Source organism: Bilifractor sp. LCP19S3_H10, assembly GCF_052119185.1.
Lineage (GTDB): Bacteria > Bacillota > Clostridia > Lachnospirales > Lachnospiraceae > Bilifractor.
This window is the reverse complement of sequence record NZ_JBQKFT010000009.1, coordinates 24,063-46,073: the sequence shown is the minus strand read 5'-3', so window position 1 is coordinate 46,073 and position 22,011 is coordinate 24,063. Positions and strand designations below refer to the sequence as shown.

Sequence of the window (22,011 nt, the reverse complement as noted above, 5' to 3'; positions counted from 1 at the left end):
GACGATTTATGGATGAATCCGTAATTAAAAGAATACTGCCGCACAGCGAGGAGGCGGAACAATCGGTCATCGGCTCCATGCTCATGAGCCGGGAGGCGATCGCCGCGGCATCGGAGACACTGACCGGTGCCGATTTTTACCAGCAGCAGTACGGTATTATTTTTGACACCATGGTAGAACTGAATAACGAGGGCGTCGCCGTTGATGTTGTCACCCTGCAGAACCGCCTGCGGGAGAAAAAGGTTCCTCCGGAGATCTCAGATATGGAATATGTGAGAGATCTCCTGAAGGCGGTCCCGACGTCCGCCAACATCCGGCACTACGCAGGAATCGTAGCCGAGAAGGCACTCCTACGGCGGCTGATCCGGGCTTCAGAGGAAGTAGAAAACAGCTGTTATCAGGACGATCTTCCCATAGAACAGCTTCTGGATGAGTCCGAGAAGAAGATGTTTCAGCTTTTTCAGCAGAAAACCGCGTCGGATTTTGTGCCCATCAAGCAGGTCGTGCTGAACGCCCTGAATACAATAGAGAAGGCATCACGGACGACAGGAAATGTCACCGGTCTCGCGACTGGATTTACGGATCTGGATTACAAGACTTCGGGTCTCCAGAACTCGGATCTCATTCTTGTGGCTGCCCGGCCTTCCATGGGAAAAACAGCCTTTGTGCTGAATATTGCAGAGTACATGGCCTTCCGTCATGACAAGCACGTCGCAATTTTTTCTCTCGAGATGTCAAAGGAACAGCTTGTGAACCGTCTTCTGTCGATGGAATCGCATGTCGGATCACAGAACATCCGGAACGGAAATCTGAAGGACGATGAATGGAAAAAACTGATCGAGAGCGCGAATGTCATCGGCAAGTCGAATCTCATAATCGATGACACGCCCGGTATTACTGTCCGCGAGCTTCGCACCAAATGCAGAAAATATAAGCTGGAGCACGGGCTCGATATAGTAATGATCGATTACCTGCAGCTTATGAGCGGAAGCGGTGTCAGAAAATCCGATTCCCGCCAGCAGGAAATTTCCGATATTTCCCGGTCATTGAAGGCGCTTGCCCGTGAACTAAATGTACCGGTTGTTGCTCTTTCCCAGCTCAGCCGTGCCGTTGAGAGCCGGCCGGATCATCGGCCCATGCTGTCGGACCTCCGGGAATCCGGAGCGATTGAGCAGGACGCCGACGTCGTCATGTTCCTTTACCGGGATGACTACTATCATAAGGATTCAGAGAACAAGGGCATCTGCGAAATAATCATCGCAAAGCAGCGAAACGGCCCGATCGGAACAATCAATCTGGTCTGGCTGCCAGATTTCACAAAGTTCGAAAATGCGGCACCGCGGGATCAATACGGAAACTGATCGCCGCCGCGCAAAGGTTAAATTTATACGCATGATTTGGACAGTCAGACACATCAGAGTGTGAGCATATGTGTCAGATGGGGTATCAGATGTTCTTGATTTTGTACTGCCATCGGATGTTCTTGATTTTGTACTTGTTTTAAATGAGAAGATAGTATAGAATACAACTTGACAAGGCGGATGATGGGTTCCGCCGAGTTCTCTATTTGATATTAAAGTTTTCATTTAAGGAGGATTTTTAAGATGGCACGTGTTATTTCTGATGATTGTGTATCATGCGGAACATGTGAGGGTGAGTGCCCGGTTGGAGCAATTTCTCAGGGCGATGAGCATTATGTAATCGATGCAGATACCTGCGTTGACTGCGGTGCCTGCGAAGCTGCATGCCCGACCGGAGCGATCAGCGAAGCTGAATAATCCGGATAACACATGACGAAAAACGCCGGCGCTGCTGCGTCGGCGTTTTTCTGTATAAGACCAGTCGCATGTTCCTCGCCCTCGGGGGGAGTCTTCCCGCCAGTGGACCAGGAACATTAGCGGTTCAAAAGCTGCGAGAGTTATAAAGCAGCTGGCTTGATACATGATCATAAGCCGCATAGGCTGTGGAGGACAGAAATGAAGATAAATAAGAATATGACCGTTACTGAAATTCTGAATGTAGACCCGATGATCAGCAACATTCTTACCGGACACGGCATGAGCTGTCTCTTTTGCGGCGCCGCTGTCCATGAGACCCTGGAACAGGCCTGCCGTGTTCATGGAATCACCGCGGATCAGGTAGATCTTATGGTCGCGCAAATCAATGATTTTATCGGCGGACCGGAATCCACTGAAGAATCCTGCTGATCGGCCAGGGGTCAGCACAGCTTTTTCACGCGAAACGAATCCGTATAGAGATAACGGAAACCAAGCGACTCATACAGACGAATCGCTGCCGTGTTGCCTTCCACCACCTGAAGATATGCGTGAGATGCGCCCATTTTCTTCCCGTTCATCAGAATCGTGCTCACAATGGCGCGTGCAAGGCCCCTTCTTCGAAAATCCTGGCGGACATGAATGGCGTAGACACCAATATAGTCTCTGTCCAGAATCCCAAGCCCCGTTCCGATGATAGATTCACCGTCATGAATCGAAACGCATACCGTCTCCTTCGGGATTGCGCGGTACATGGAGGGAACGACCTGCCGATGCATGACGTTTGTCGTCCCCTTCAGGGCAAAGAGTCCTTCTATCCAGGAGGAAGGAATAAAGCGCGAGACATCCGTCCGGATGCCCGGCTTCAGATTCATCCGTTCCGGAAAATCCATCACCATATTATAGTTTACATGTTCCCTCACATAGCCGTTATGTTCCAGAAATGTGTCGAATGAGGCATCAAGGAGCGGTGAGATCTTGAAGATACAAGGGGTCCCCCATTTCCGGTAAACGCTCTCAGTGTATCGGAGTTTCTCTTCCAACGGAATTTCCGATACGCCGATCTGTTCCACGCAATTTGTTCTGTGTGTATAAAAATAGGAAAATCGCAGAAGCCAGCCGTCATAGATCTCAATCTGATGGGACGGCCAGGCATTCAGTGATAAATCTTCAATTGTTTTGACCAACGGATTCATTTGCAACCTCCGGAATCAGTGTAAACGCGCCCGATCTTTTCCGCACCTTTCCCGCGCGATGATCCTGTAAGCATTTACATAGCGAAATTTACGATATTCATCCTGCATTATTATCGAAAAACCGTCTTTCACTGTGCGCATCTGCGGTCCCGCAGAGATCACAATAAGCCCCATGCGATAACACGCTGCGGGATGGCCTTATACCGCGCACCTGCGGCTTCATCCATATGAGCATAGCATAGATGCTGCACGAACTTCAATGACCTGTACGGCATTTCTTCTATATAATATACAATTTCTTGCATTCAAAATTCTGTTGGGTTATAATTACGCTGTATGTACGGGACTATCAACCTTTTATCCCGTTACGGAGCAGAAAAAGCATGTTTTGTATGCATGTTACAAGGGGAGTACGATATGTCAAAAACACTTAAGATCATTGTGGGAATTATTCTTGCGCTATTTATAGCATCCGGAGCGGCTCTTATCATCCCGCCGTTTGCCGGATATGACATGCGGGTTGTGCAGCAGCAGACGACAGGAAATATTCCCGTCGGAAGTGCTGTTTACTCGAAGGAACTCGATTCCTCCTCCATTTCAGCCGGCGAGAAAATTCTGGGAATCGGCACGGACTCGCTGAATATCTATACGGTTGAGAAGTACAGTTCTTCAGACGGGACGGTTCTTGTGAGCGACGGAACAAATGAGCAGACCTTTCAGGTCTCTGCGAAATATCTCAAGGTAATGTTTACCGTTCCGTTTATTGGATTTCTGATGATCGCCACACAGTCACTGGGTGGAATCATTGCTCTTGCACTTGTTCTTGCGCTTGTCATATTCCTTTTCATCTCAGCCGAGGTCATTCGGAGGGGAGTAGAAATGGAGGAAGAGGAGGAAGAACAGGATCCGGAGGAAGACGAATTCTACCGCACACTTGCAGCACGTAAGAAGAAGCGGGACGCAGAATCCGATGTATCTGCGGAGTTAAATAGAAATGCGGCGCATCGTCAGGCTGCGCAGATGAAAAAACAACAGGCAAAAAATGGTCCGGAAGAGGAACAGCCTGCATCCTCCGCTTTCGACAACGCAAATGGGATGACCGAGATCTCCGGCTCTGACGCAGAACCCTCCTACGATATTCCCCGCGCAGTACCGGAGGAGAAGGATCTTGGAACGGATTCCCTCCCGGATGTTCAGGCGGCACTGGAAGCTGCGCTGGAAAGCCAGCCCTTGAATCACACAGCGGAAACATCCAGAATTAATATTCCGGCTGAGGAAACCGCTTCGGATTCCGATGCCACAGGAACAGCACCCACGGGAGAAATCGAGCTTGCAATGCCTGTCCACACAGCAGATGAGCTTCTCTCCAAGGCATACAGCGATGGCCTTGACCCCAAGGTAAGGGATGATGAGATCACCGGGGTGACACTTGTTGATTACTCCGATTGTCTGTAAGAACTGAGATGAATTTCTTCCGTCTTACGGTGATTTTATAACAGAATCACCGTAAGACGTTTTTTTACGCGAACAGTGAGCCGCAGCCGAATGTGAAGTATTCGTGTGCGGCGAGCGTCGCGATAGCGAGATAAAACTCGCGCAGCGTGTTTTATCTCGTTTTCTTTATCCGGACGGGCAGTGCCGGGATATTCCCTTCTATAAAAAACAGTACACAGCTTCCGGATACAGACTGCACACAGCTTCTTATCCACGCTGTACACTTTTGCCCGGCTCAGGTTGCCGACAGGTAGATTTATACAAAATTTCCGAAGAAAGTTCTTGCATTTTTTCTTACATGCTCGTATAATCATCATTGTTGTGACATAAAAGCGATGAAACATAAGATTGCAGCATTCCCGGCTGGTAACTTATGCGGAGCAAATGTCTAGTCATGATACAGGCGAAACGTCACTGTACAATCGAAAAGTCCGCCATAGAGCGGAAACGCCGGATGTCAGTTTAAGGACACACCCGGAAATGTGTACAGTCACCACCGCCGTGCTATCAAAAGTACGATAAGGAGGCGACTTTTTTTATGGCAAGTCAAGTAATGAGAATCACCCTGAAAGCGTATGATCATCAGTTGGTTGATGCATCTGCCGCAAAAATCATCGACACTGTGAAGAAAACCGGAGCAGTTGTCAGCGGACCGGTTCCGCTTCCAACCAAGAAGGAAGTAGTAACCATCCTGAGAGCCGTACATAAGTACAAAGACTCCCGTGAGCAGTTTGAGCAGAGAACCCACAAGAGACTGATTGATATCATAACACCGACACAGAAGACAGTAGATGCACTGTCTCGTCTTGAAATGCCGGCTGGTGTCTACATCGACATTAAGATGAAGACAAAGTAACACCACGTAACTCTATAATGAGCTTCCCCAGACAGGATGCTCCGCTGTAGGCTGACATGAGCTTGGAAAAAATCAAGCTCCGCTGTAGAAATGAGGTTTATCATGAAGAAGGCTATTTTAGCTACAAAAGTTGGAATGACTCAGATCTTCGATGAGAATGGTCTGGCAATTCCTGTAACTGTTCTTCAGGCAGGCCCCTGTGTTGTCACACAGGTAAAGACCCAGGAGAACGACGGCTACAGTGCCGTACAGGTAGGATTCGGCGATATCCGCGAGAAACTCGTCAACAAGCCGAAAAAAGGTCTGTTTGACAAGACCGAGACTCCGGTAAAGAGATATCTTCAGGAGTTCCGTTTTGACAACGCGGAAGACTACGAAGTAAAGCAGGAAATCAAAGCCGATATCTTTGCTGCGGGAGACCATATTGATGCGTCCGCAATCAGCAAGGGTAAAGGATTCCAGGGTGCCATCAGAAGACATGGACAGTCCAGAGGACCCATGGCTCATGGTTCCAAATATCATCGTCATGCAGGTTCCAACGGTACCTCTTCTGATCCGTCAAGGGTATTCAAGGGAAAACACATGCCCGGACATATGGGACATGTAAAGGTTACCGTTCAGAATCTGGAAGTCGTAAAGGTAGATGCTGAAAACAATCTGCTTCTTATCAAGGGCTCTGTTCCGGGACCGAAGAAGTCTCTTGTAACAATCAAAGAGTCTGTCAAGACAGTTCAGTAATCTCTAACGAGAAAGGAGGAACTTACAGATGGCAAACGTATCTGTTTACAATATGGAAGGCAGCGAAGTGGGAACACTTGAGCTTTCCGATGCCGTTTTCGGCGTTGAAATAAAAGAAAATCTTGTCCATCAGGCAGTTGTTCAGTATCTTGCGAACAACCGTCAGGGAACACAGAAGGCAAAGACCCGTTCAGAGGTAAGCGGCGGCGGCGCAAAGCCCTGGAGACAGAAGGGAACCGGTCATGCAAGACAGGGATCCACAAGAGCTCCGCAGTGGACTGGCGGCGGAATGGTATTCGCTCCGGTTCCGCGTGACTATTCCTTCAAGATGAACAAGAAGGAGAAGAGAGCGGCTCTGAAGTCCGTTCTTACCGATAAAGTTCAGGAGAACAAGTTCCTGGTTCTGGATGAGCTGAAGTTTGACGCTCCGAAGACCAAGGATATGAAGAAGGTTCTGGATGCTCTCAAGGTTGAGAAGGCTCTCATCATCGTCGGAAATGACAGCGATAACGCAGTTATCTCCGCAAGAAACATTGCAGGCGTTGCTACCGCATCACCTGAGACCATCAACGTATTCGATCTTCTGAAATACAACACCGTAATTGCTACAAAGAGCAGTGTAGCAGCAATTGAGGAGGTGTACGCATAATGGCATCCGTTCAGTACTATGACGTTATCATCCGTCCGGTAATCACCGAGAAGAGCATGAGCCAGATGAGTGACAAGAGATATTCCTTCCTTGTTCATCCGGACGCTACAAAATCTCAGGTTAAGGAAGCTGTTGAGAAAATGTTCGACGGAGTTAAGGTTGCGAAGGTCAACACCGTTAACTACGCGGGCAAGACAAAACGCCGCGGCACGAATGTCGGCAAGACAGCTGCCACCAAGAAGGCCGTTGTGACACTCACCGAAGACAGCAAGGAAATAGAGATCTTCGAGGGCCTGTAAATATACAGTTTATGCGCGGCGACGCGCGATAACAAACATCGAAAGGAGATACTGTAATGGGAATCAAATCTTATAACCCATATACACCTTCCAGAAGACATATGACCGGATCGGATTTCGCGGAGATCACAAAGACCGTCCCGGAGAAATCCCTTACCGTATCACTGAAGAAGACTTCTGGCCGCAACAATCAGGGAAAAATCACCGTAAGACATCACGGCGGTGGGAACAGAAGAAAATACAGAATCATCGATTTCAAGAGATTCAAGGATGATGTTCCAGCAGTTGTAAAAGCGATCGAGTACGATCCGAACCGTACCGCAAACATCGCTCTGATCTGCTATGCAGACGGTGAAAAAGCATATATCCTCGCACCGGAAGGCCTTAAGGTCGGCATGAAGGTTATGAACGGAAGCAACGCTGAAGTTCGCCCCGGAAACTGCCTGCCGCTGAAGGACATCCCGGTTGGTACTATGGTACATAACGTTGAGCTGCACAAAGGCAAAGGCGGACAGCTTGTTCGCTCTGCCGGAGTAGGAGCGCAGCTGATGGCAAAGGAAGGCGGCTATGCCACCCTTCGACTTCCGTCAGGTGAGATGCGTATGGTATCCCTTGAGTGCCGTGCAACAATCGGTATCATCGGAAACGGTGATCACAACCTGGTAAATATCGGTAAAGCCGGAAGATCCCGCCATATGGGCATTCGTCCTCATGTTCGTGGATCTGTCATGAACCCGAACGACCATCCGCACGGTGGTGGTGAAGGTAAGGCTCCGGTCGGACGTCCGGGTCCCTGCACACCTTGGGGTAAGCCTGCTATGGGTCTTAAGACCAGAAAGAAAAACAAAGCATCTAACAAACTGATCGTTCGCAGAAGAAACGGTAAGACGTTATAATTAAGGAGGATAAACGATGGCTCGTTCATTAAAAAAAGGCCCGTTTGCTGATGAGAGCTTACTGAAAGCCGTTAATAAGGCTGTCGAGTCCGGCGACAAAACAGTCATTAAAACATGGTCTCGTCGCTCTACAATATTCCCTAACTTCGTTGGACTTACAATTGCGGTTCACGACGGAAGAAAGCATGTTCCGGTATATATCACCGAGGATATGGTAGGCCACAAACTCGGAGAGTTCGTAGCAACCAGAACCTACAGAGGACATGAGAAGACCGAGAAGAGAACCGGAGCGTAATTGTAGATCGAAAGGAGGTTATTTGAAATGGCAAAGGGACATAGAAGCCAGATTAAACGTGAAAGAAATGAAAATAAAGAAACCAGACCGTCCGCAAAGCTTTCTTACGCAAGAATGTCTGTTCAGAAGGCCTGCTTCGTACTGGACGCAATCCGCGGCAAGGATGTCGAGACCGCTCTTGGCATTCTGACTTACAGCCCGAGATATGCTTCCTCTGTTATCAAGAAACTGCTGGAATCCGCTGTCGCAAACGCAGAGAACAACAACGGTCTTTCCAGAACAAATCTTTATGTAGCTGAGTGCTATGCAAACAAGGCACCGACGATGAAGAGAATTCAGCCAAGAGCACAGGGACGTGCGTACAGAATTGAAAAACGTACAAGCCATATCTCTGTTATCCTTGATGAGCGATAAGAGGAGGAAAGCATGGGACAGAAAGTAAATCCAAACGGATTAAGAGTCGGAATTATTAGAGACTGGAATTCCAAGTGGTATGCAGAAGCTGATTTTGCAGACAACCTGGCAGAGGATTACAAGATCCGCACATACCTGAAGAAGAGACTGTACACCTCCGGTGTGTCCAAGATCGAGATCGAAAGAGCATCTGACCGCGTTAAAATCACCGTTTACACTTCCAAGCCTGGTGTGGTAATCGGAAAAGGCGGCGCTGAGATCGAGAAAGTTAAGAAAGAGCTCAAGCAGTTCACAGACAAGAAGCTTGTCGTTGATATCAAAGAGGTAAAGAGACCGGACCGCGACGCTCAGCTCGTTGCTGAGAACATCGCTCTTCAGCTTGAGAACCGTATGTCCTACAGACGCGCGATGAAATCCGCTATGCAGAGAACAATGCGCGCAGGAGCAAAGGGAATCAAAACCAGCATCTCCGGACGTATCGGCGGCGCTGATATCGCCCGCAGAGAGTTCTACAGTGATGGAACGATCCCGCTTCAGACCCTTCGCGCAGACATTGATTACGGTTTTGCTGAGGCAGATACCACATACGGAAAAGTCGGCGTAAAAGCATGGATCTACAACGGTGAAGTACTTCCAACCAAGAATCATAAGGAAGGGAGCGATAAATAATTATGTTAATGCCAAAGAGAGTAAAACATAGAAAGCAGTTCCGTGGTTCTATGAAAGGCAAAGCCCTGAGAGGCAATGCCGTAACACAGGGTGAGTATGGACTTGTTGCTACCGAGCCCTGCTGGATTAAGTCAAACCAGATTGAGGCTGCCCGTGTAGCTATGACCAGATACGTAAAACGTGGCGGTAAGGTTTGGATCAAGGTATTCCCGGATAAGCCAGTCACAGCAAAGCCTGCTGAAACCCGAATGGGATCCGGAAAAGGTTCTGTAGAGTACTGGGTAGCTGTTGTTAAGCCGGGTCGCGTTATCTTCGAGATTGCTGGTGTTCCGGAAGAAGCTGCTCGTGAGGCGCTTCGTCTTGCTATGCATAAATTACCTTGCACCTGCAAGATTGTTGCCCGTGAGAAAGTAGAAGGCGGTGAAACAAGTGAAGAGTAAAAAGTACGTAGAAGATTTAAGAACAAAATCCGCAGCCGAGCTGAATGACGAGCTTGTTGCAGCGAAGAAAGAGCTTTTCAACCTGAGATTCCAGAATGCTACAAATCAGCTCGATAATACCGCACGTATTACCGAAGTTCGCAGAAACATTGCCAGAATTTCAACTATCATCGCGCAGAATGCGAAGTCCGCTGACTGATTTTTTCAGGTCAGAAATTCGTAACGATTGAAAGGAGACAGATCGTGGAAGAACGTAATTTAAGAAAAACACGTGTCGGCAAGGTTGTCAGCGATAAGATGGACAAGACCATCACAGTTGCAATCGAGGATCACGTTGAGCATCCGCTTTACCACAAGATTGTAAAAAAGACATACAAGCTGAAAGCACACGATGAGAATAACGAGTGCAAAATCGGCGATACCGTGCGTGTAATGGAGACCAGACCGCTGTCCAAGGACAAGAGATGGAGACTGGTTGAAATTATTGAGAGAGCGAAATAATCAGGATTGCTAAAGGAGGTTTACCAGAATGGTTCAGCAGGAAACCAGATTAAGAGTTGCTGATAATACCGGTGCCAAAGAGATCCTTTGCATCCGTGTTATGGGCGGTTCTACCAGAAGATATGCAAATATTGGTGATATCATCGTTGCTTCGGTCAAAGATGCAACACCAGGCGGCGTTGTTAAGAAAGGTGATGTAGTGAAGGCAGTTGTTGTACGTACCGTAAAGGGCGTACACCGCAAGGATGGTTCCTACATCAAGTTCGATGAGAACGCAGCAGTAATTATCAAGGATGACAAAACTCCAACAGGTACACGTATTTTCGGACCGGTTGCCAGAGAGCTTCGTGATAAACAGTTTATGAAGATTGTTTCCTTAGCTCCGGAAGTATTATAAGGAGGACGTCGATGTCAGTTAAGATTAGAAAAGGCGATACCGTCCGCGTAATCGCCGGAAAAGATAAAGACAAAGAAGGAAAAGTTCTCTCTGTTGACGCAAAGAATCATCGCGTGCTTGTTGAAGGCATCAACATGATCACAAAGAGCGTAAAACCGAATGCTGCAAACCAGCAGGGCGGCATCATCAACAAAGAGGCTCCGATCGACATTTCCAATGTTGCTTACCTGAAAGACGGCAAGACAACACGTATCGGATATAAGTTCGACGGAGACAAGAAAGTACGCGTAGCCAAGAAGACCGGCGAAGTGATTGATTGAGGAGAGGAGGCATAAAACATGAGCAGATATAAAGAGTTATACAGTAATACGATTGTTGATGCCATGACAAAGAAGTTCGGTTACAAGAACGTCATGGAAGTGCCGAAACTCGCCAAAATCGTCATCAACATGGGTGTCGGTGAAGCCAAGGAGAACGCTAAGCTCCTTGACTCTGCCGTATCCGATCTGGAGAAGATTTCCGGCCAGAAACCCGTTGTTACAAAAGCGAAAAAATCCGTTGCAAACTTCAAGATCCGTGAGGGAATGCCGATCGGATGCAAGGTTACTCTTCGCGGAGAGCGTATGTATGAGTTTGCTGATCGTCTGATCAACCTCTCACTTCCCCGTGTACGTGACTTCCGCGGCGTAAATCCGAATGCCTTTGACGGCAGAGGAAACTACGCTCTGGGAATCAAAGAGCAGCTGATCTTCCCAGAAATCGATTATGACAAGATCGACAAGGTAAGAGGAATGGACATCATCTTTGTTACTACCGCAAAGACAGATGAAGAGGCACGTGAGTTACTGGCACAGTTTGGCATGCCATTCGCAAAGTAATTGAGGAGGAATCGAATTCATGGCTAAAAAGTCAATGAAAATCAAACAGGCACGGAAACCGAAATTCTCCACAAGAGCATACACACGCTGCAGAATCTGCGGACGTCCGCACTCTGTATTAAGAAAATACGGTATCTGCCGTATCTGTTTCCGTGAGTTAGCATATAAGGGAGAGATCCCGGGCGTAAAGAAAGCAAGCTGGTAAAGAAAGGAGGAAATGTAAAATGTCAATAAGCGATCCGATTGCAGATATGCTTACGAGAATTCGTAATGCAAACGCAGCAAAACATGATACTGTTGATGTTCCTGCATCTAAAATGAAGATTTCCATCGCTGATATTCTTGTTAACGAAGGATATATCGAGAAATATGATCTTGTTGACGAGGGTGCGTTCAAAAACATCCACATTACACTGAAATACGGTGCTGATAGAAACGAGAAGATCATCACTGGTATGAAGAGAATCTCCAAACCAGGTCTTCGTGTTTACGTCAATAAGGATGAGCTTCCGAAGGTTCTCGGCGGACTGGGTATTGCAATCCTTTCCACCAACCAGGGAGTAATCACCGACAAGGAAGCCAGAAAGCTTAAGGTCGGCGGTGAGGTTCTTGCATTCGTATGGTAATGCAGGACGCGGCATTCTGCCGCATTGAATTATGTTTGTAAGCAGGTTATACACACCTTTTACGAAATGTAACTGAAAACAGGGGGCTCGCACAGAGCTTCCCGAAAATCTAAGTTAATGGAGGAAATTGGCAATGTCACGTATTGGTAGAATGCCAGTGCCGGTACCTGCAGGGGTAACGGTAAATGTCGGAGAGGGCAATGTAGTTACAGTCAAGGGCGCTAAGGGTGAGCTTGTAAGAACTATGGCACCGATTCTGACAATTGAAGTAAAAGATGATGCAGTTGTAGTAACAAGACCTAACGATGAGAAATCAACAAAGGCTCTTCACGGACTGACCCGTTCCCTGATCCACAACATGGTAGTCGGAGTCAGCGAGGGATTTGAGAAGAAGCTTGAGATCAACGGTGTTGGTTATCGTGCTGCAAAACAGGGTAAGAAACTGGTTCTGAACCTGGGTTACTCTCACCCGGTAGAGATGGAAGACCCGGATGGTATTGAGACTGTTGTTGACGGCAACAATATCACCGTTAAGGGTATCTCCAAAGAGAAAGTCGGACAGTACGCTGCTGAGATCAGAGGCAAGAGAGCACCTGAACCTTACAAGGGCAAGGGAATCAAATATGCGGATGAAGTAATCAGACGTAAAGTCGGCAAGACCGGTAAGAAATAATTAAAGGAGAGTGTGATTATGATTAGTAAAGTATCCAGAGCACAGGTTCGCCAGAAAAAACATAGAAGATTGCGCAATCACATCGCAGGAACCTCCGAGAGACCGCGTCTTTCTGTCTTCCGCAGCAATGAGAACATTTATGCACAGATCATTGACGATAGTCAGGGCAAAACTCTTGTATCCGCTTCTACACTTCAGAAGGATGTCAAGAGCGAGCTTGAGAAGACAAATGATGTAGCTGCAGCAAAATATCTCGGTACAGTGATCGGCAAGAAGGCAATCGAAGCCGGCATCACCGAGGTAGTATTTGATCGTGGCGGTTATATTTATCACGGTAAAGTACAGGCCCTTGCTGACGGTGCAAGAGAAGCAGGACTGAAATTCTAAGGAAGGAGAAGAACACAGAATATGAGACACGTAATCATTGATCCCAGCCAGCTCGAGCTGGAAGATAATGTAGTATCCATCAAGAGAGTCTCCAAGACTGTAAAAGGTGGTCGTAACTCCCGCTTTACCGCACTTGTTATCGTAGGCGATCGCAATGGTCATGTAGGTGCAGGCCTTGGAAAAGCAGTTGAGATTCCCGAGGCAATCCGCAAGGGAAGAGAGGACGCTGTAAAGCATCTGATCTCTGTCGCAAGAGATGAGAACAACAGTATCACTCATGACTTTATCGGAAATTACGGAAGCGCTTCCGTTCTTCTGAAGAGAGCTCCCGAAGGTACCGGTATCATCGCAGGCGGCACAGCCCGTGCTGTCGTTGAGCTTGCCGGAATTCAGAACATCCGTACCAAATGTCTTGGTTCCAACAACAAGCAGAACGTAGTTCTTGCTACGCTTGAGGGACTGAAGGCTCTGAAGACTCCTGAAGAAGTTGCAAGACTCCGCGGAAAATCTGTTGATGAGATTCAGGCATAAGGAGGACAGTTAAGATGGCGGATAAGAAAATCAAAGTTACACTGGTTCGCTCTACAATCGGTTGTGTTCCGAAACACAGAAAGATCGTAGAGGGAATCGGACTCAGAAAATTAAACCACTCAGTAGAGCTGCCTGACAACGAGTCCACTCGCGGCATCATTCGTCAGGTCGGCTATCTGCTCAAGGTTGAAGAGTAATTGGAAGGAGGTACCAAATGGACTTATCAAATTTAAGCCCTGCTGAGGGCTCCAGACAGAGCGACAACTTCCGCAGAGGCCGTGGACATGGTTCAGGAAATGGTAAAACTGCCGGTAAGGGACACAAGGGACAGAAGGCTCGTTCCGGAGCACCGAGACCGGGTTTTGAAGGCGGTCAGATGCCTTTATACAGACGTCTCCCGAAGAGAGGCTTCACCTGCAGAAACAGCAAGGATATCGTTGCCGTTAATGTAGATGTTCTCAACAGATTCGAAGACGGTTCAGAAGTGACAATCTCCTCACTCGTTGAGAGAGGTATTGTCTCCAATCCGCGCGATGGTGTTAAGATCCTTGGAAACGGCGAGCTTACAAAGAAGCTCAATGTTAAGGTTACCGCAGCCAGCGCAAGTGCAAAAGAAAAAATCGAAGCAGCCGGTGGAACAATTGAGGTGATCTGATGTTAAAGACATTGCGTGATGCATTCCGAATCAAGGAAATACGGCGGAGACTTTTTTATGTGTTTCTCATGCTTGTCATCATACGATTGGCTTCTCAGGTTCCGGTTCCCGGTGTGGACACCAAGTTTTTTGCAAACTATTTCAGCAGCAACTCGACGGATGCGTTCAACTTTCTGAACGCATTCACGGGTGGTGGATTTACCAACTTTTCCATCCTCGCGTTAAGTATTACGCCTTATATCACTGCTTCCATTATTGTACAGCTTCTGACCATCGCTTTTCCCGCGCTGGAGGAGATGACAAGGGACGGCGAAGAGGGCAGGAAAAAGCTTGACCGCATCACCAGATACCTTACCGTGGCTCTTTCCTTATTTGAATCTGTCGCAATGTGTATCGGATTCGGCAATGAGCTGATCCTCGATCTTAATGTCGTAAACGTCATTGTCGTCGTTGCCAGCCTTACGGCAGGCTCCTGTTTCCTGATGTGGATCGGTGAACAGATCAATGACAAAGGCGTTGGAAATGGTATCTCCATCGTACTTCTGATCAACATCCTGTCCCGCGTTCCGCAGGATATGATCACTCTTTACGATAACTTTGTAAAGGGCAAGACCATTGCGAAAGCAGCGGTTGCCTGGGTGGTAATTGCGGTTATTATCCTGGCAATTGTCGTTCTTACGCTTATCCTGAACGGGGCAGAAAGGAGAATACCGGTACAGTATTCTCAGAAAATGGTCGGTCGGCGTCTTATTGGCGGTCAGTCTTCCAGTATTCCCCTGAAAGTAAACACCGGTGGTGTAATTCCGATTATCTTTGCATCATCCATTATGTCTTTCCCGGGAATCATCGTTGCCTTTACTGGAAAATCCCCTGCAGGATGGGGCGGCAAGATCATAAAGATGCTCAGTTCAAGCAACTGGTTTGATACTTCAGACTGGTTCTCTACTCTGGGGCTCGTGCTCTATGTCCTGCTTGTTATCTTCTTTGCCTACTTCTATACTTCAATTACCTTCAATCCGATTGAAGTTGCAGACAACATGAAGAAACAGGGCGGTTTCATCCCGGGTATCCGGCCGGGAAAGGCTACCGAAGACTATCTGAATTCCGTTCTTAAATATGTAATCTTCATCGGCGCTGTCGGTCTGATTATCGTTTGTGTGATTCCTTACATATTTAATGGCCTGTTCAACGCAGATGTATCTTTCGGCGGAACTTCTCTGATCATTATCGTATCCGTCATTCTGGAGACACTGACACAGGTGGAATCTATGATGCTTGTTCGCAATTACAAGGGATTCCTTTCAGAATAATGAAATCATAAAATAGTTTTCGGAGGAGCTGCAGATATCTGCGGCTCCTTTTACTTACGCGAACAGTGAGCCGCAGCCGAATGCGAAGTATTCGTGTGCGGCGAGCGTCGCGATAGCGAGATAAAACTCGCGCAGCGTGTTTTATCTCGTTGTCTTGACGCCTTCTCGCAAAATGTATACAATAATAAAATAATGGTCGGTCTGCGCTGATTTCTGCGCAGAAAGACAGAATTCAGATAATACCATCATATCCGGGAGGTACACGTAATGAAAATCATCATGTTGGGCGCACCTGGCGCAGGTAAGGGAACACAAGCCAAGAAAATCGCCGCAAAATATGGAATTCCGCATATTTCCACGGGAGATATCTTCCGTGCGAACATTAAAGAGGGAACAGAGCTGGGCAGAAAAGCAAAGGAGTACATGGATCAGGGACTTCTGGTACCAGATGAGCTCACCTGCGATCTCGTTGTGGACAGAATCTCACAGCCGGATGCTTCCAATGGATACGTTCTGGATGGTTTCCCGAGGACAATTCCTCAGGCAGAAGCTCTCACCAAGGCTCTGGAGGCCCGCGGAGAGAAAATCGATTATGCAATTGATGTCACCGTGCCGGATGAGAACATCGTCAGCCGTATGTCGGGAAGACGCGCCTGCCTGAAGTGCGGAGCCACCTATCATCTTGTCTACAATCCGCCGAAGAAAGAAGGGGTCTGTGACAACTGCGGAGCAGAACTCGTACTTCGCGACGACGACAAACCGGAAACGGTTCAGAAACGACTGAACGTCTATCATGCACAGACACAGCCCCTGATCGATTACTATTCAAAAGCCGGCGTCCTGTTCTCTGTAGACGGCACACAGGATATTGACAAAGTTTTTGCCGATATCGTTGCAAAACTGGGCTGATTCTGTATAATAAAGCAGTTGGGGCAGATTATGTCAGTAACCATCAAGAATTCAATTGAAATTAAGGCAATGCGCAAGTCAAACCGTCTTTTGCAGGACGTCTTCGCAGGGCTGAGGGAGATGATCCGGCCGGGCGTTTCTACCTGGGAGATCAACGAGGCAGGTGAGAAACTGATCCGGGATCTGGGAGGAGTTCCGAACTTTCTGAATTATTCCGGCTATCCGGCATCCGTCTGCACCTCAATCAACGAAGAGGTTGTTCACGGGATACCAAGCAGAGAACGAATCCTCAGGGAGGGAGATATTATCAGTCTGGATGCCGGTCTGATCTATGACGGATACCATTCGGATGCAGCCAGAACATACGCGGTCGGAGAAATCAGCAGTGAGGCCAGGGATCTGATAGATGTCACACGACAGTCTTTTTTCGAGGGCATTCGTTATGCCAGAGCAGGTCTTCACCTGAATGATATCTGTACTGCCATCGGAGCTTATGCGGAGAGCAAAGGATACGGAGTCATCAGGGATCTCTGCGGACACGGCATCGGCAAAGAGATGCATGAAGATCCTCAGATTCCGAACTTTGCCCAGAAGACACGTGGAATTCGTCTTCAGCCGGGCATGACTCTCGCGATCGAGCCGATGATTTCCACCGGGTCTTATGAGGTTGAATGGCTCGACGACGGCTGGACCGTTGTAACAAAAGACAGATCACTTGCGGCTCACTACGAGAATACTATCCTCATTACAGAGGGGGAGCCTGAGATTCTGACTCTCTCATCAAATGAGTAAGGGGTAATTTATGAGACAGCTGAAGGAAGGAATGTATGCCAGAAGCCTTGCAGGACACGACAAGGGAAAGCTGTACATCGTAGCAAAAGTATCAGGCGGCGACATCTGGCTGACGGACGGAGCGTGCAGGAATCTGGCTCATCCGAAAAAGAAGAAACGGATACACATCCAGCCATGTTTTCAAACCGCGACGTCTCTGGAGTCCATGATCCTGAGACAGCAGACCCTGACCGACACCGATATCAGAGATGCACTTAAATGCAAGGAGGAACTTTAATGTCAAAAGCAGATGTAATTGAAGTAGAAGGCGTCGTGCTCGAAAAACTTCCGAACGCGATGTTCCGTGTTGAACTTGAGAACAAGCATGTAGTACTTGCTCATATCAGCGGCAAGCTGCGGATGAATTTTATCCGTATCCTTCCCGGTGACAAGGTGACACTGGAACTTTCCCCTTATGATCTTGACAAGGGCAGAATTATCTGGAGAGATAAATAATCGTCCCTGCGGGGCCTTTCTGACGGAGCAGTCCAGGCGGACGTCACGGCAGAAAGCCCCGTTTTTCGTCTATAAACAATATCTGATATTACCTTAATTAGTGCAGTTCCCTAATTTTGCAGCTTCCTGATCTTGGCAGTTCCTTCTTCTTCACATTATTACATTGCTTTCATTATTATCTTCTCTTGCATTTCAAGATGATACTGCCGCTTCCTGTCTATCGGCATTTCACACGAAAAAATCCTTTAAATTTCAGTAATTTTCTCTTGCATAAATCTAGCCTCAATGATACAATGCTATACGTATCTTTTTGTGCCGTTATAAGGACTAACCCACCGTAGGGCGGCCGCTAAGGTACAGGCAATATCAATTATGCTTTCATCAAAGGAAAGGAGGATACTCATGAAGGTAAGATCTTCTGTAAAACCGATCTGCGAGAAATGCAAGGTTATCAAGAGAAAAGGCAGTATTCGTATCATTTGTGAGAATCCAAAGCATAAACAGAGACAGGGTTGATTCCCTTTAATCAATCTGACCTTCTGCTTATGCGGAACTGATATTATAAAGTGAGACCTGACTGGCTGCGTCAGGATACCTCCGGCGGACATCACCGGAACAGGGTATTTGCTCCGGGATTGATCCCTTATAATATCGCTTAAAACCTTACCGGCGCCGTCGTGACCGGGAAAGGAAAGGCTGCCGACGTCTGGGCAGCTGGATGTATCATACCGACATCCCATTTAAGATGGTATTAACCAGACCAGCTGAATTTCAGCAAATCATGACTGGTCAGAATCAAAGGAGGAAACGCACATGGCTCGTATAGCTGGTGTAGATTTACCAAGAGACAAACGTGTAGAGATAGGTCTTACCTATATCTATGGAATTGGAAGAACAACTTCCAATCGTATCCTTGCGCAGGCTGGAGTTAATCCGGATACACGTGTAAGAGATCTGACAGACGAAGAAGTAAAGAACCTTGCTGCCGCAATCGAAGAGCTTCAGGTTACTGTTGAGGGTGATCTGAGACGTCAGACGGCAATGGACATCAAGCGTCTTCAGGAGATCGGCTGCTATCGTGGAAAACGTCACAGACAGGGACTTCCTGTTCGCGGACAGAAGACAAAGACCAATGCAAGAACACGCAAGGGCCCGAGAAGAACAGTTGCCAACAAGAAGAAATAATTGTTGCTGACAGTTCCGATAGAACATTTTGACAATCAGAAGATAAAGCGATTAATTTGGAAAAGGTAGGTTAGTTTTTATTATGCCAAAAGCAGTAAAGAAAGCGACAAAGCGTCGCGTTAAGAAAAACGTTGAACGTGGACAGGCTCATATTCAGGCATCTTTCAACAACACAATCGTTACTCTGACCGATACTGCAGGTAACGCGCTGTCTTGGGCAAGTGCCGGCGGGCTTGGCTTTAAAGGTTCAAGGAAATCTACTCCATATGCGGCACAGATGGCTGCAGAGACTGCCACAAAGGCAGCTCTTATTCATGGATTAAAGAGTGTTGACGTATTCGTAAAGGGACCTGGTTCAGGCCGTGAGGCGGCAATCCGCGCACTGGCTGCAGCAGGACTTGAAGTTACAAGTATCTGTGATGTTACCCCGGTACCGCACAACGGATGCCGTCCGCCGAAACGTAGAAGAGTCTGATTGACAACAGGAGGTCATATATAAATGGCAGTAGATAGAACACCGGTCCTGAAGAGATGCAGATCCCTTGGACTTGATCCGACATATCTTGGAATTGATAAGAAATCCAATCGTCAGCTGAGAAATAACCGCCGCAAGATTTCCGAGTACGGCGCACAGCTGCGTGAAAAGCAGAAAGCAAAATTCATTTACGGAGTGCTTGAGAAGCCTTTCCGTAACTACTATGCAAAGGCTGACCGCATGAAGGGTCAGACAGGTGAGAACCTGATGGCTCTGCTTGAGCTTCGTCTTGACAACGTTCTTTTCCGTCTTGCATTCGCAAGAACAAGAAAAGAAGCAAGACAGATGGTAGATCACAAGTTCGTAACCGTTAACGGCAAGGTTGTAAATATCCCTTCTTATGAGGTAAAGCCGGGAGACGTTATCGAAATCAAGGAAAGCAAGAAATCCACCCAGCGGATGAAAGATATCGCTGACGCAACATCCGGACGCGTTGTTCCGTCCTGGCTGACTGTAAATGCAGAGGCTCTGCAGGGCACAGTTGCTCAGGTTCCGGCACGTGATCTGATCGATGTTCCGGTTAACGAGATGCAGATCGTCGAGCTGTACTCCAAGTAATCTCTGAAATTCACTGATCACACATGCACTTGATGAATAAAGAGTTATTTGCAGGAAATCGGACGACCGTGTATAAGAAGGAGGGACTTGAAGGTGTTTGATTTTAACAAACCCAAAATTGAAATTAGCGAGATTTCAGAAGATAAGAAATTCGGCAGATTTGTCGTTGAACCTCTGGAGCGCGGATACGGCACGACCCTTGGAAACTCTCTTCGCAGAATCATGCTTTCGTCCCTGCCGGGAGCTGCTGTCAGCCAGGTAAAGATCGAAGGTGTACTGCATGAGTTTAGTTCCATTCCGGGCGTAAAAGAGGATGTAACTGAAATCATCATGAACCTTAAGAGCCTTTCCATCAAGAATAACAGCAGTTCCGACGAGCCGAAGGTCGCATACATCGAGTATGAAGGCGAAGGCGTCGTACGCGCTTCTGATATTCAGGTTGACCAGGATATTGAGATCATGAACCCGGATCAGGTGATTGCGCATCTCAATGGCGGTGCTGACTGCAAGCTCTACATGGAGCTCACAATCACAAACGGCCGCGGATATGTAGGCGCTGACAAGGGCAAGACCGATGATATGCCGATCGGAGTAATTGCGGTTGACGCGATTTACACACCGGTTGAGCGTGTCAACATGACGGTTGAAAATACCCGTGTCGGGCAGGTGACCGATTATGACAAGCTGACACTGGATGTTTACACGGATGGAACACTCGGTCCGGATGAGGCTGTCAGTCTTGCCGCAAAGGTTCTCAGTGAGCACCTGAAGCTTTTCATCGACCTCTCTGAGAATGCAAAGACGGCAGAAGTCATGATTGAAAAAGAGAGCAACGAGAAAGAGAAAGTTCTTGAGATGAACATCGACGAGCTTGAGCTTTCCGTTCGTTCCTATAACTGTCTGAAGCGTGCCGGTATCAATACCGTAGAGGAGCTCTGCAGCAAGACCTCAGAGGATATGATGAAGGTCCGGAATCTTGGACGTAAATCCCTTGAAGAGGTTCTCGCGAAGCTGAATGAGCTCGGACTGTCCCTTGCCCCGAGTGAAGAACAGTAAGAATCAATTTATTATTTTACAGATATACAGTTAACCCGTAAGACCGGAAGTGCAGGGTGAACGTGTTCTATTTGTAGATTAAAGCGGATGTTCAGTAAGTCCAAAGCAGCGTGAGCATCCGTTCCACAAATAACGGAGGAATTACAGAAATGGCTAAATACAGAAAGCTTGGCAGAACATCATCTCAGAGAAAAGCTCTTCTCAGAAACCAGGTTACAAACCTGCTTTATCACGGAAAGATCCGCACAACTGAGACCAAGGCCGGTGAGATCCGCAAGATCGCGGAGAGCCTCATCGCTCTTGCGGTTCGTGAGAAGGACAATTTTGAGACCGTTACCGTCACCGCAAAAGTTCCGCAGAAGGACGCCGATGGCAAGCGTGTGAAGAAGGTAGAGAACGGAAAGAAGGTTACCGTTTATACTGAGGTTCAGAAAGAACTCAAGAAAGATCTTCCTTCCAGACTTCATGCACGTCGTCAGATGAACAAGGTATTCTATCCGATTACTGAAGTTCCGGCAGAGGCGAAGGGCAGAAAGGCCAATACAAAGACTGTCGACATGGCAGCAAAAATGTTCGATGAAATCGCTCCGAAATATGCAGACCGCAATGGTGGTTATACCAGAATCATCAAGATCGGTCAGCGCAAGGGCGACGGAGCAATGGAAGTTTTGATCGAGCTTGTATAATACGCTGCGTCGTAACAGCTGTTTTGACCGCATTCCTTGTGAATGCGGTCTTTTTATCGTTTTTATTGTTTTTTAATTTTTCTCTTTTTATGACTGATTGAAACAGAAATCCTCTT

General features: G+C 47.6%; 37 protein-coding genes. 36 read left to right on the top strand and 1 reads right to left on the bottom strand.

Features of this window, described 5'->3' with window-relative positions; genetic code table 11:
* The first annotated feature begins 8 nt into the window (after positions 1-8).
* From dnaB to ACTQZS_RS08715, 3 genes are all read left to right on the top strand, one after another.
* Positions 9-1,361, top strand: coding sequence for a replicative DNA helicase (dnaB, locus tag ACTQZS_RS08725; RefSeq protein ID WP_441099061.1), 1,353 nt, complete (start codon positions 9-11; stop codon positions 1,359-1,361).
* A 243-nt stretch (positions 1,362-1,604) separates the two neighbouring features.
* On the top strand, positions 1,605-1,778 hold the full coding sequence (locus ACTQZS_RS08720) for a DUF362 domain-containing protein (RefSeq protein ID WP_441099060.1): 174 nt from the start codon (positions 1,605-1,607) through the stop codon (positions 1,776-1,778).
* A gap of 198 nt (positions 1,779-1,976) precedes the next feature.
* Positions 1,977-2,207 (top strand): DUF1858 domain-containing protein, encoded by a 231-nt coding sequence (locus tag ACTQZS_RS08715; protein WP_441475462.1) that lies wholly within the window; start codon positions 1,977-1,979, stop codon positions 2,205-2,207.
* A gap of 11 nt (positions 2,208-2,218) precedes the next feature.
* Here ACTQZS_RS08715 and ACTQZS_RS08710 read toward each other — a convergent pair whose 3' ends face one another.
* A complete protein-coding gene (locus tag ACTQZS_RS08710) occupies positions 2,219-2,971 on the bottom strand; it encodes a GNAT family N-acetyltransferase (RefSeq protein ID WP_441475461.1) in 753 nt (250 codons plus the stop codon).
* Between the two features lie 417 nt (positions 2,972-3,388).
* On the opposite strand from ACTQZS_RS08710, the gene ACTQZS_RS08705 reads away from it, so the two are divergent.
* The 33 genes from ACTQZS_RS08705 to rplQ all read left to right on the top strand — a co-directional run bounded on the left by ACTQZS_RS08705 (position 3,389) and on the right by rplQ (position 21,895).
* The gene (locus tag ACTQZS_RS08705) at positions 3,389-4,426 is read left to right on the top strand and encodes a hypothetical protein (RefSeq protein WP_441475460.1); all 1,038 of its coding nucleotides are present in this window, start codon (positions 3,389-3,391) and stop codon (positions 4,424-4,426) included.
* Between the two features lie 577 nt (positions 4,427-5,003).
* Entirely contained in the window at positions 5,004-5,321 is a 318-nt protein-coding gene (gene rpsJ / locus ACTQZS_RS08700; RefSeq protein WP_441099056.1) for a 30S ribosomal protein S10, read from the top strand.
* Between the two features lie 102 nt (positions 5,322-5,423).
* Entirely contained in the window at positions 5,424-6,059 is a 636-nt protein-coding gene (gene rplC, locus ACTQZS_RS08695; protein WP_441475459.1) for a 50S ribosomal protein L3, read from the top strand.
* Between the two features lie 28 nt (positions 6,060-6,087).
* On the top strand, positions 6,088-6,708 hold the full coding sequence (rplD, locus tag ACTQZS_RS08690) for a 50S ribosomal protein L4 (protein WP_441475458.1): 621 nt from the start codon (positions 6,088-6,090) through the stop codon (positions 6,706-6,708).
* Positions 6,708-7,007: a 50S ribosomal protein L23 gene (gene rplW / locus ACTQZS_RS08685; protein WP_441475457.1), complete on the top strand. Its 300-nt coding sequence runs from the start codon at positions 6,708-6,710 to the stop codon at positions 7,005-7,007. The genes rplD and rplW overlap by 1 nt, the downstream gene beginning before the upstream one ends.
* Before the next feature lie 56 nt (positions 7,008-7,063).
* The gene (gene rplB / locus ACTQZS_RS08680; RefSeq protein WP_441099052.1) at positions 7,064-7,903 is read left to right on the top strand and encodes a 50S ribosomal protein L2; all 840 of its coding nucleotides are present in this window, start codon (positions 7,064-7,066) and stop codon (positions 7,901-7,903) included.
* Between the two features lie 16 nt (positions 7,904-7,919).
* On the top strand, positions 7,920-8,198 hold the full coding sequence (rpsS, locus tag ACTQZS_RS08675) for a 30S ribosomal protein S19 (protein ID WP_441099051.1): 279 nt from the start codon (positions 7,920-7,922) through the stop codon (positions 8,196-8,198).
* 27 nt (positions 8,199-8,225) lie between these two features.
* Positions 8,226-8,612: a 50S ribosomal protein L22 gene (gene rplV / locus ACTQZS_RS08670; protein ID WP_441099050.1), complete on the top strand. Its 387-nt coding sequence runs from the start codon at positions 8,226-8,228 to the stop codon at positions 8,610-8,612.
* 12 nt (positions 8,613-8,624) lie between these two features.
* Positions 8,625-9,281, top strand: a complete 657-nt coding sequence (gene rpsC / locus ACTQZS_RS08665) for a 30S ribosomal protein S3 (RefSeq protein ID WP_441099049.1) — start codon at positions 8,625-8,627, stop codon at positions 9,279-9,281.
* A 2-nt stretch (positions 9,282-9,283) separates the two neighbouring features.
* Positions 9,284-9,721 (top strand): 50S ribosomal protein L16, encoded by a 438-nt coding sequence (gene rplP, locus ACTQZS_RS08660; protein WP_441099048.1) that lies wholly within the window; start codon positions 9,284-9,286, stop codon positions 9,719-9,721.
* A complete protein-coding gene (gene rpmC, locus ACTQZS_RS08655; protein ID WP_441099047.1) occupies positions 9,711-9,920 on the top strand; it encodes a 50S ribosomal protein L29 in 210 nt (69 codons plus the stop codon). Before rplP ends, rpmC begins: the two co-directional genes overlap by 11 nt.
* Positions 9,921-9,964: 44 nt before the next feature.
* A complete protein-coding gene (rpsQ, locus tag ACTQZS_RS08650; RefSeq protein WP_441099046.1) occupies positions 9,965-10,222 on the top strand; it encodes a 30S ribosomal protein S17 in 258 nt (85 codons plus the stop codon).
* Between the two features lie 28 nt (positions 10,223-10,250).
* Positions 10,251-10,619, top strand: coding sequence for a 50S ribosomal protein L14 (gene rplN / locus ACTQZS_RS08645; protein ID WP_441475456.1), 369 nt, complete (start codon positions 10,251-10,253; stop codon positions 10,617-10,619).
* Between the two features lie 11 nt (positions 10,620-10,630).
* Positions 10,631-10,939 (top strand): 50S ribosomal protein L24, encoded by a 309-nt coding sequence (gene rplX, locus ACTQZS_RS08640; protein WP_441099044.1) that lies wholly within the window; start codon positions 10,631-10,633, stop codon positions 10,937-10,939.
* A gap of 18 nt (positions 10,940-10,957) precedes the next feature.
* The gene (gene rplE, locus ACTQZS_RS08635) at positions 10,958-11,497 is read left to right on the top strand and encodes a 50S ribosomal protein L5 (protein WP_441099043.1); all 540 of its coding nucleotides are present in this window, start codon (positions 10,958-10,960) and stop codon (positions 11,495-11,497) included.
* A gap of 19 nt (positions 11,498-11,516) precedes the next feature.
* A complete protein-coding gene (locus ACTQZS_RS08630; protein ID WP_441099042.1) occupies positions 11,517-11,702 on the top strand; it encodes a type Z 30S ribosomal protein S14 in 186 nt (61 codons plus the stop codon).
* A gap of 19 nt (positions 11,703-11,721) precedes the next feature.
* Positions 11,722-12,123 (top strand): 30S ribosomal protein S8, encoded by a 402-nt coding sequence (gene rpsH / locus ACTQZS_RS08625; protein ID WP_441475455.1) that lies wholly within the window; start codon positions 11,722-11,724, stop codon positions 12,121-12,123.
* Positions 12,124-12,256: 133 nt separating this feature from the next.
* Positions 12,257-12,796, top strand: a complete 540-nt coding sequence (rplF, locus tag ACTQZS_RS08620) for a 50S ribosomal protein L6 (RefSeq protein WP_441099040.1) — start codon at positions 12,257-12,259, stop codon at positions 12,794-12,796.
* An 18-nt stretch (positions 12,797-12,814) separates the two neighbouring features.
* On the top strand, positions 12,815-13,183 hold the full coding sequence (gene rplR / locus ACTQZS_RS08615) for a 50S ribosomal protein L18 (protein WP_441475454.1): 369 nt from the start codon (positions 12,815-12,817) through the stop codon (positions 13,181-13,183).
* A gap of 21 nt (positions 13,184-13,204) precedes the next feature.
* Positions 13,205-13,714 (top strand): 30S ribosomal protein S5, encoded by a 510-nt coding sequence (rpsE, locus tag ACTQZS_RS08610; RefSeq protein WP_441099038.1) that lies wholly within the window; start codon positions 13,205-13,207, stop codon positions 13,712-13,714.
* A gap of 14 nt (positions 13,715-13,728) precedes the next feature.
* On the top strand, positions 13,729-13,911 hold the full coding sequence (gene rpmD / locus ACTQZS_RS08605; RefSeq protein ID WP_441099037.1) for a 50S ribosomal protein L30: 183 nt from the start codon (positions 13,729-13,731) through the stop codon (positions 13,909-13,911).
* A gap of 17 nt (positions 13,912-13,928) precedes the next feature.
* Positions 13,929-14,369: a 50S ribosomal protein L15 gene (rplO, locus tag ACTQZS_RS08600; protein WP_441475453.1), complete on the top strand. Its 441-nt coding sequence runs from the start codon at positions 13,929-13,931 to the stop codon at positions 14,367-14,369.
* On the top strand, positions 14,369-15,679 hold the full coding sequence (gene secY, locus ACTQZS_RS08595) for a preprotein translocase subunit SecY (protein ID WP_441475452.1): 1,311 nt from the start codon (positions 14,369-14,371) through the stop codon (positions 15,677-15,679). Before rplO ends, secY begins: the two co-directional genes overlap by 1 nt.
* A gap of 267 nt (positions 15,680-15,946) precedes the next feature.
* A complete protein-coding gene (locus tag ACTQZS_RS08590; protein ID WP_441475451.1) occupies positions 15,947-16,588 on the top strand; it encodes an adenylate kinase in 642 nt (213 codons plus the stop codon).
* A 30-nt stretch (positions 16,589-16,618) separates the two neighbouring features.
* Positions 16,619-17,380, top strand: coding sequence for a type I methionyl aminopeptidase (gene map / locus ACTQZS_RS08585; RefSeq protein ID WP_441475450.1), 762 nt, complete (start codon positions 16,619-16,621; stop codon positions 17,378-17,380).
* A 10-nt stretch (positions 17,381-17,390) separates the two neighbouring features.
* Positions 17,391-17,657, top strand: coding sequence for an RNA-binding protein (locus ACTQZS_RS08580; protein ID WP_441099032.1), 267 nt, complete (start codon positions 17,391-17,393; stop codon positions 17,655-17,657).
* Positions 17,657-17,875 (top strand): translation initiation factor IF-1, encoded by a 219-nt coding sequence (gene infA / locus ACTQZS_RS08575; RefSeq protein ID WP_441099031.1) that lies wholly within the window; start codon positions 17,657-17,659, stop codon positions 17,873-17,875. Before ACTQZS_RS08580 ends, infA begins: the two co-directional genes overlap by 1 nt.
* 402 nt (positions 17,876-18,277) lie before the next feature.
* Positions 18,278-18,391 (top strand): 50S ribosomal protein L36, encoded by a 114-nt coding sequence (gene rpmJ, locus ACTQZS_RS08570; RefSeq protein ID WP_003022746.1) that lies wholly within the window; start codon positions 18,278-18,280, stop codon positions 18,389-18,391.
* Positions 18,392-18,688: 297 nt separating this feature from the next.
* Positions 18,689-19,060 carry a 30S ribosomal protein S13 gene (gene rpsM, locus ACTQZS_RS08565; RefSeq protein WP_441099030.1) on the top strand — a complete coding sequence of 124 codons (372 nt, stop codon included), beginning with the start codon at positions 18,689-18,691 and terminating at the stop codon, positions 19,058-19,060.
* 82 nt (positions 19,061-19,142) lie between these two features.
* Positions 19,143-19,535, top strand: a complete 393-nt coding sequence (rpsK, locus tag ACTQZS_RS08560) for a 30S ribosomal protein S11 (RefSeq protein ID WP_441099029.1) — start codon at positions 19,143-19,145, stop codon at positions 19,533-19,535.
* A 24-nt stretch (positions 19,536-19,559) separates the two neighbouring features.
* Positions 19,560-20,153 (top strand): 30S ribosomal protein S4, encoded by a 594-nt coding sequence (gene rpsD / locus ACTQZS_RS08555; protein WP_441475449.1) that lies wholly within the window; start codon positions 19,560-19,562, stop codon positions 20,151-20,153.
* 93 nt (positions 20,154-20,246) lie between these two features.
* Positions 20,247-21,209, top strand: a complete 963-nt coding sequence (locus ACTQZS_RS08550; RefSeq protein ID WP_441099027.1) for a DNA-directed RNA polymerase subunit alpha — start codon at positions 20,247-20,249, stop codon at positions 21,207-21,209.
* 149 nt (positions 21,210-21,358) lie between these two features.
* The gene (gene rplQ / locus ACTQZS_RS08545; protein ID WP_441099026.1) at positions 21,359-21,895 is read left to right on the top strand and encodes a 50S ribosomal protein L17; all 537 of its coding nucleotides are present in this window, start codon (positions 21,359-21,361) and stop codon (positions 21,893-21,895) included.
* Positions 21,896-22,011 lie beyond the last annotated feature (116 nt).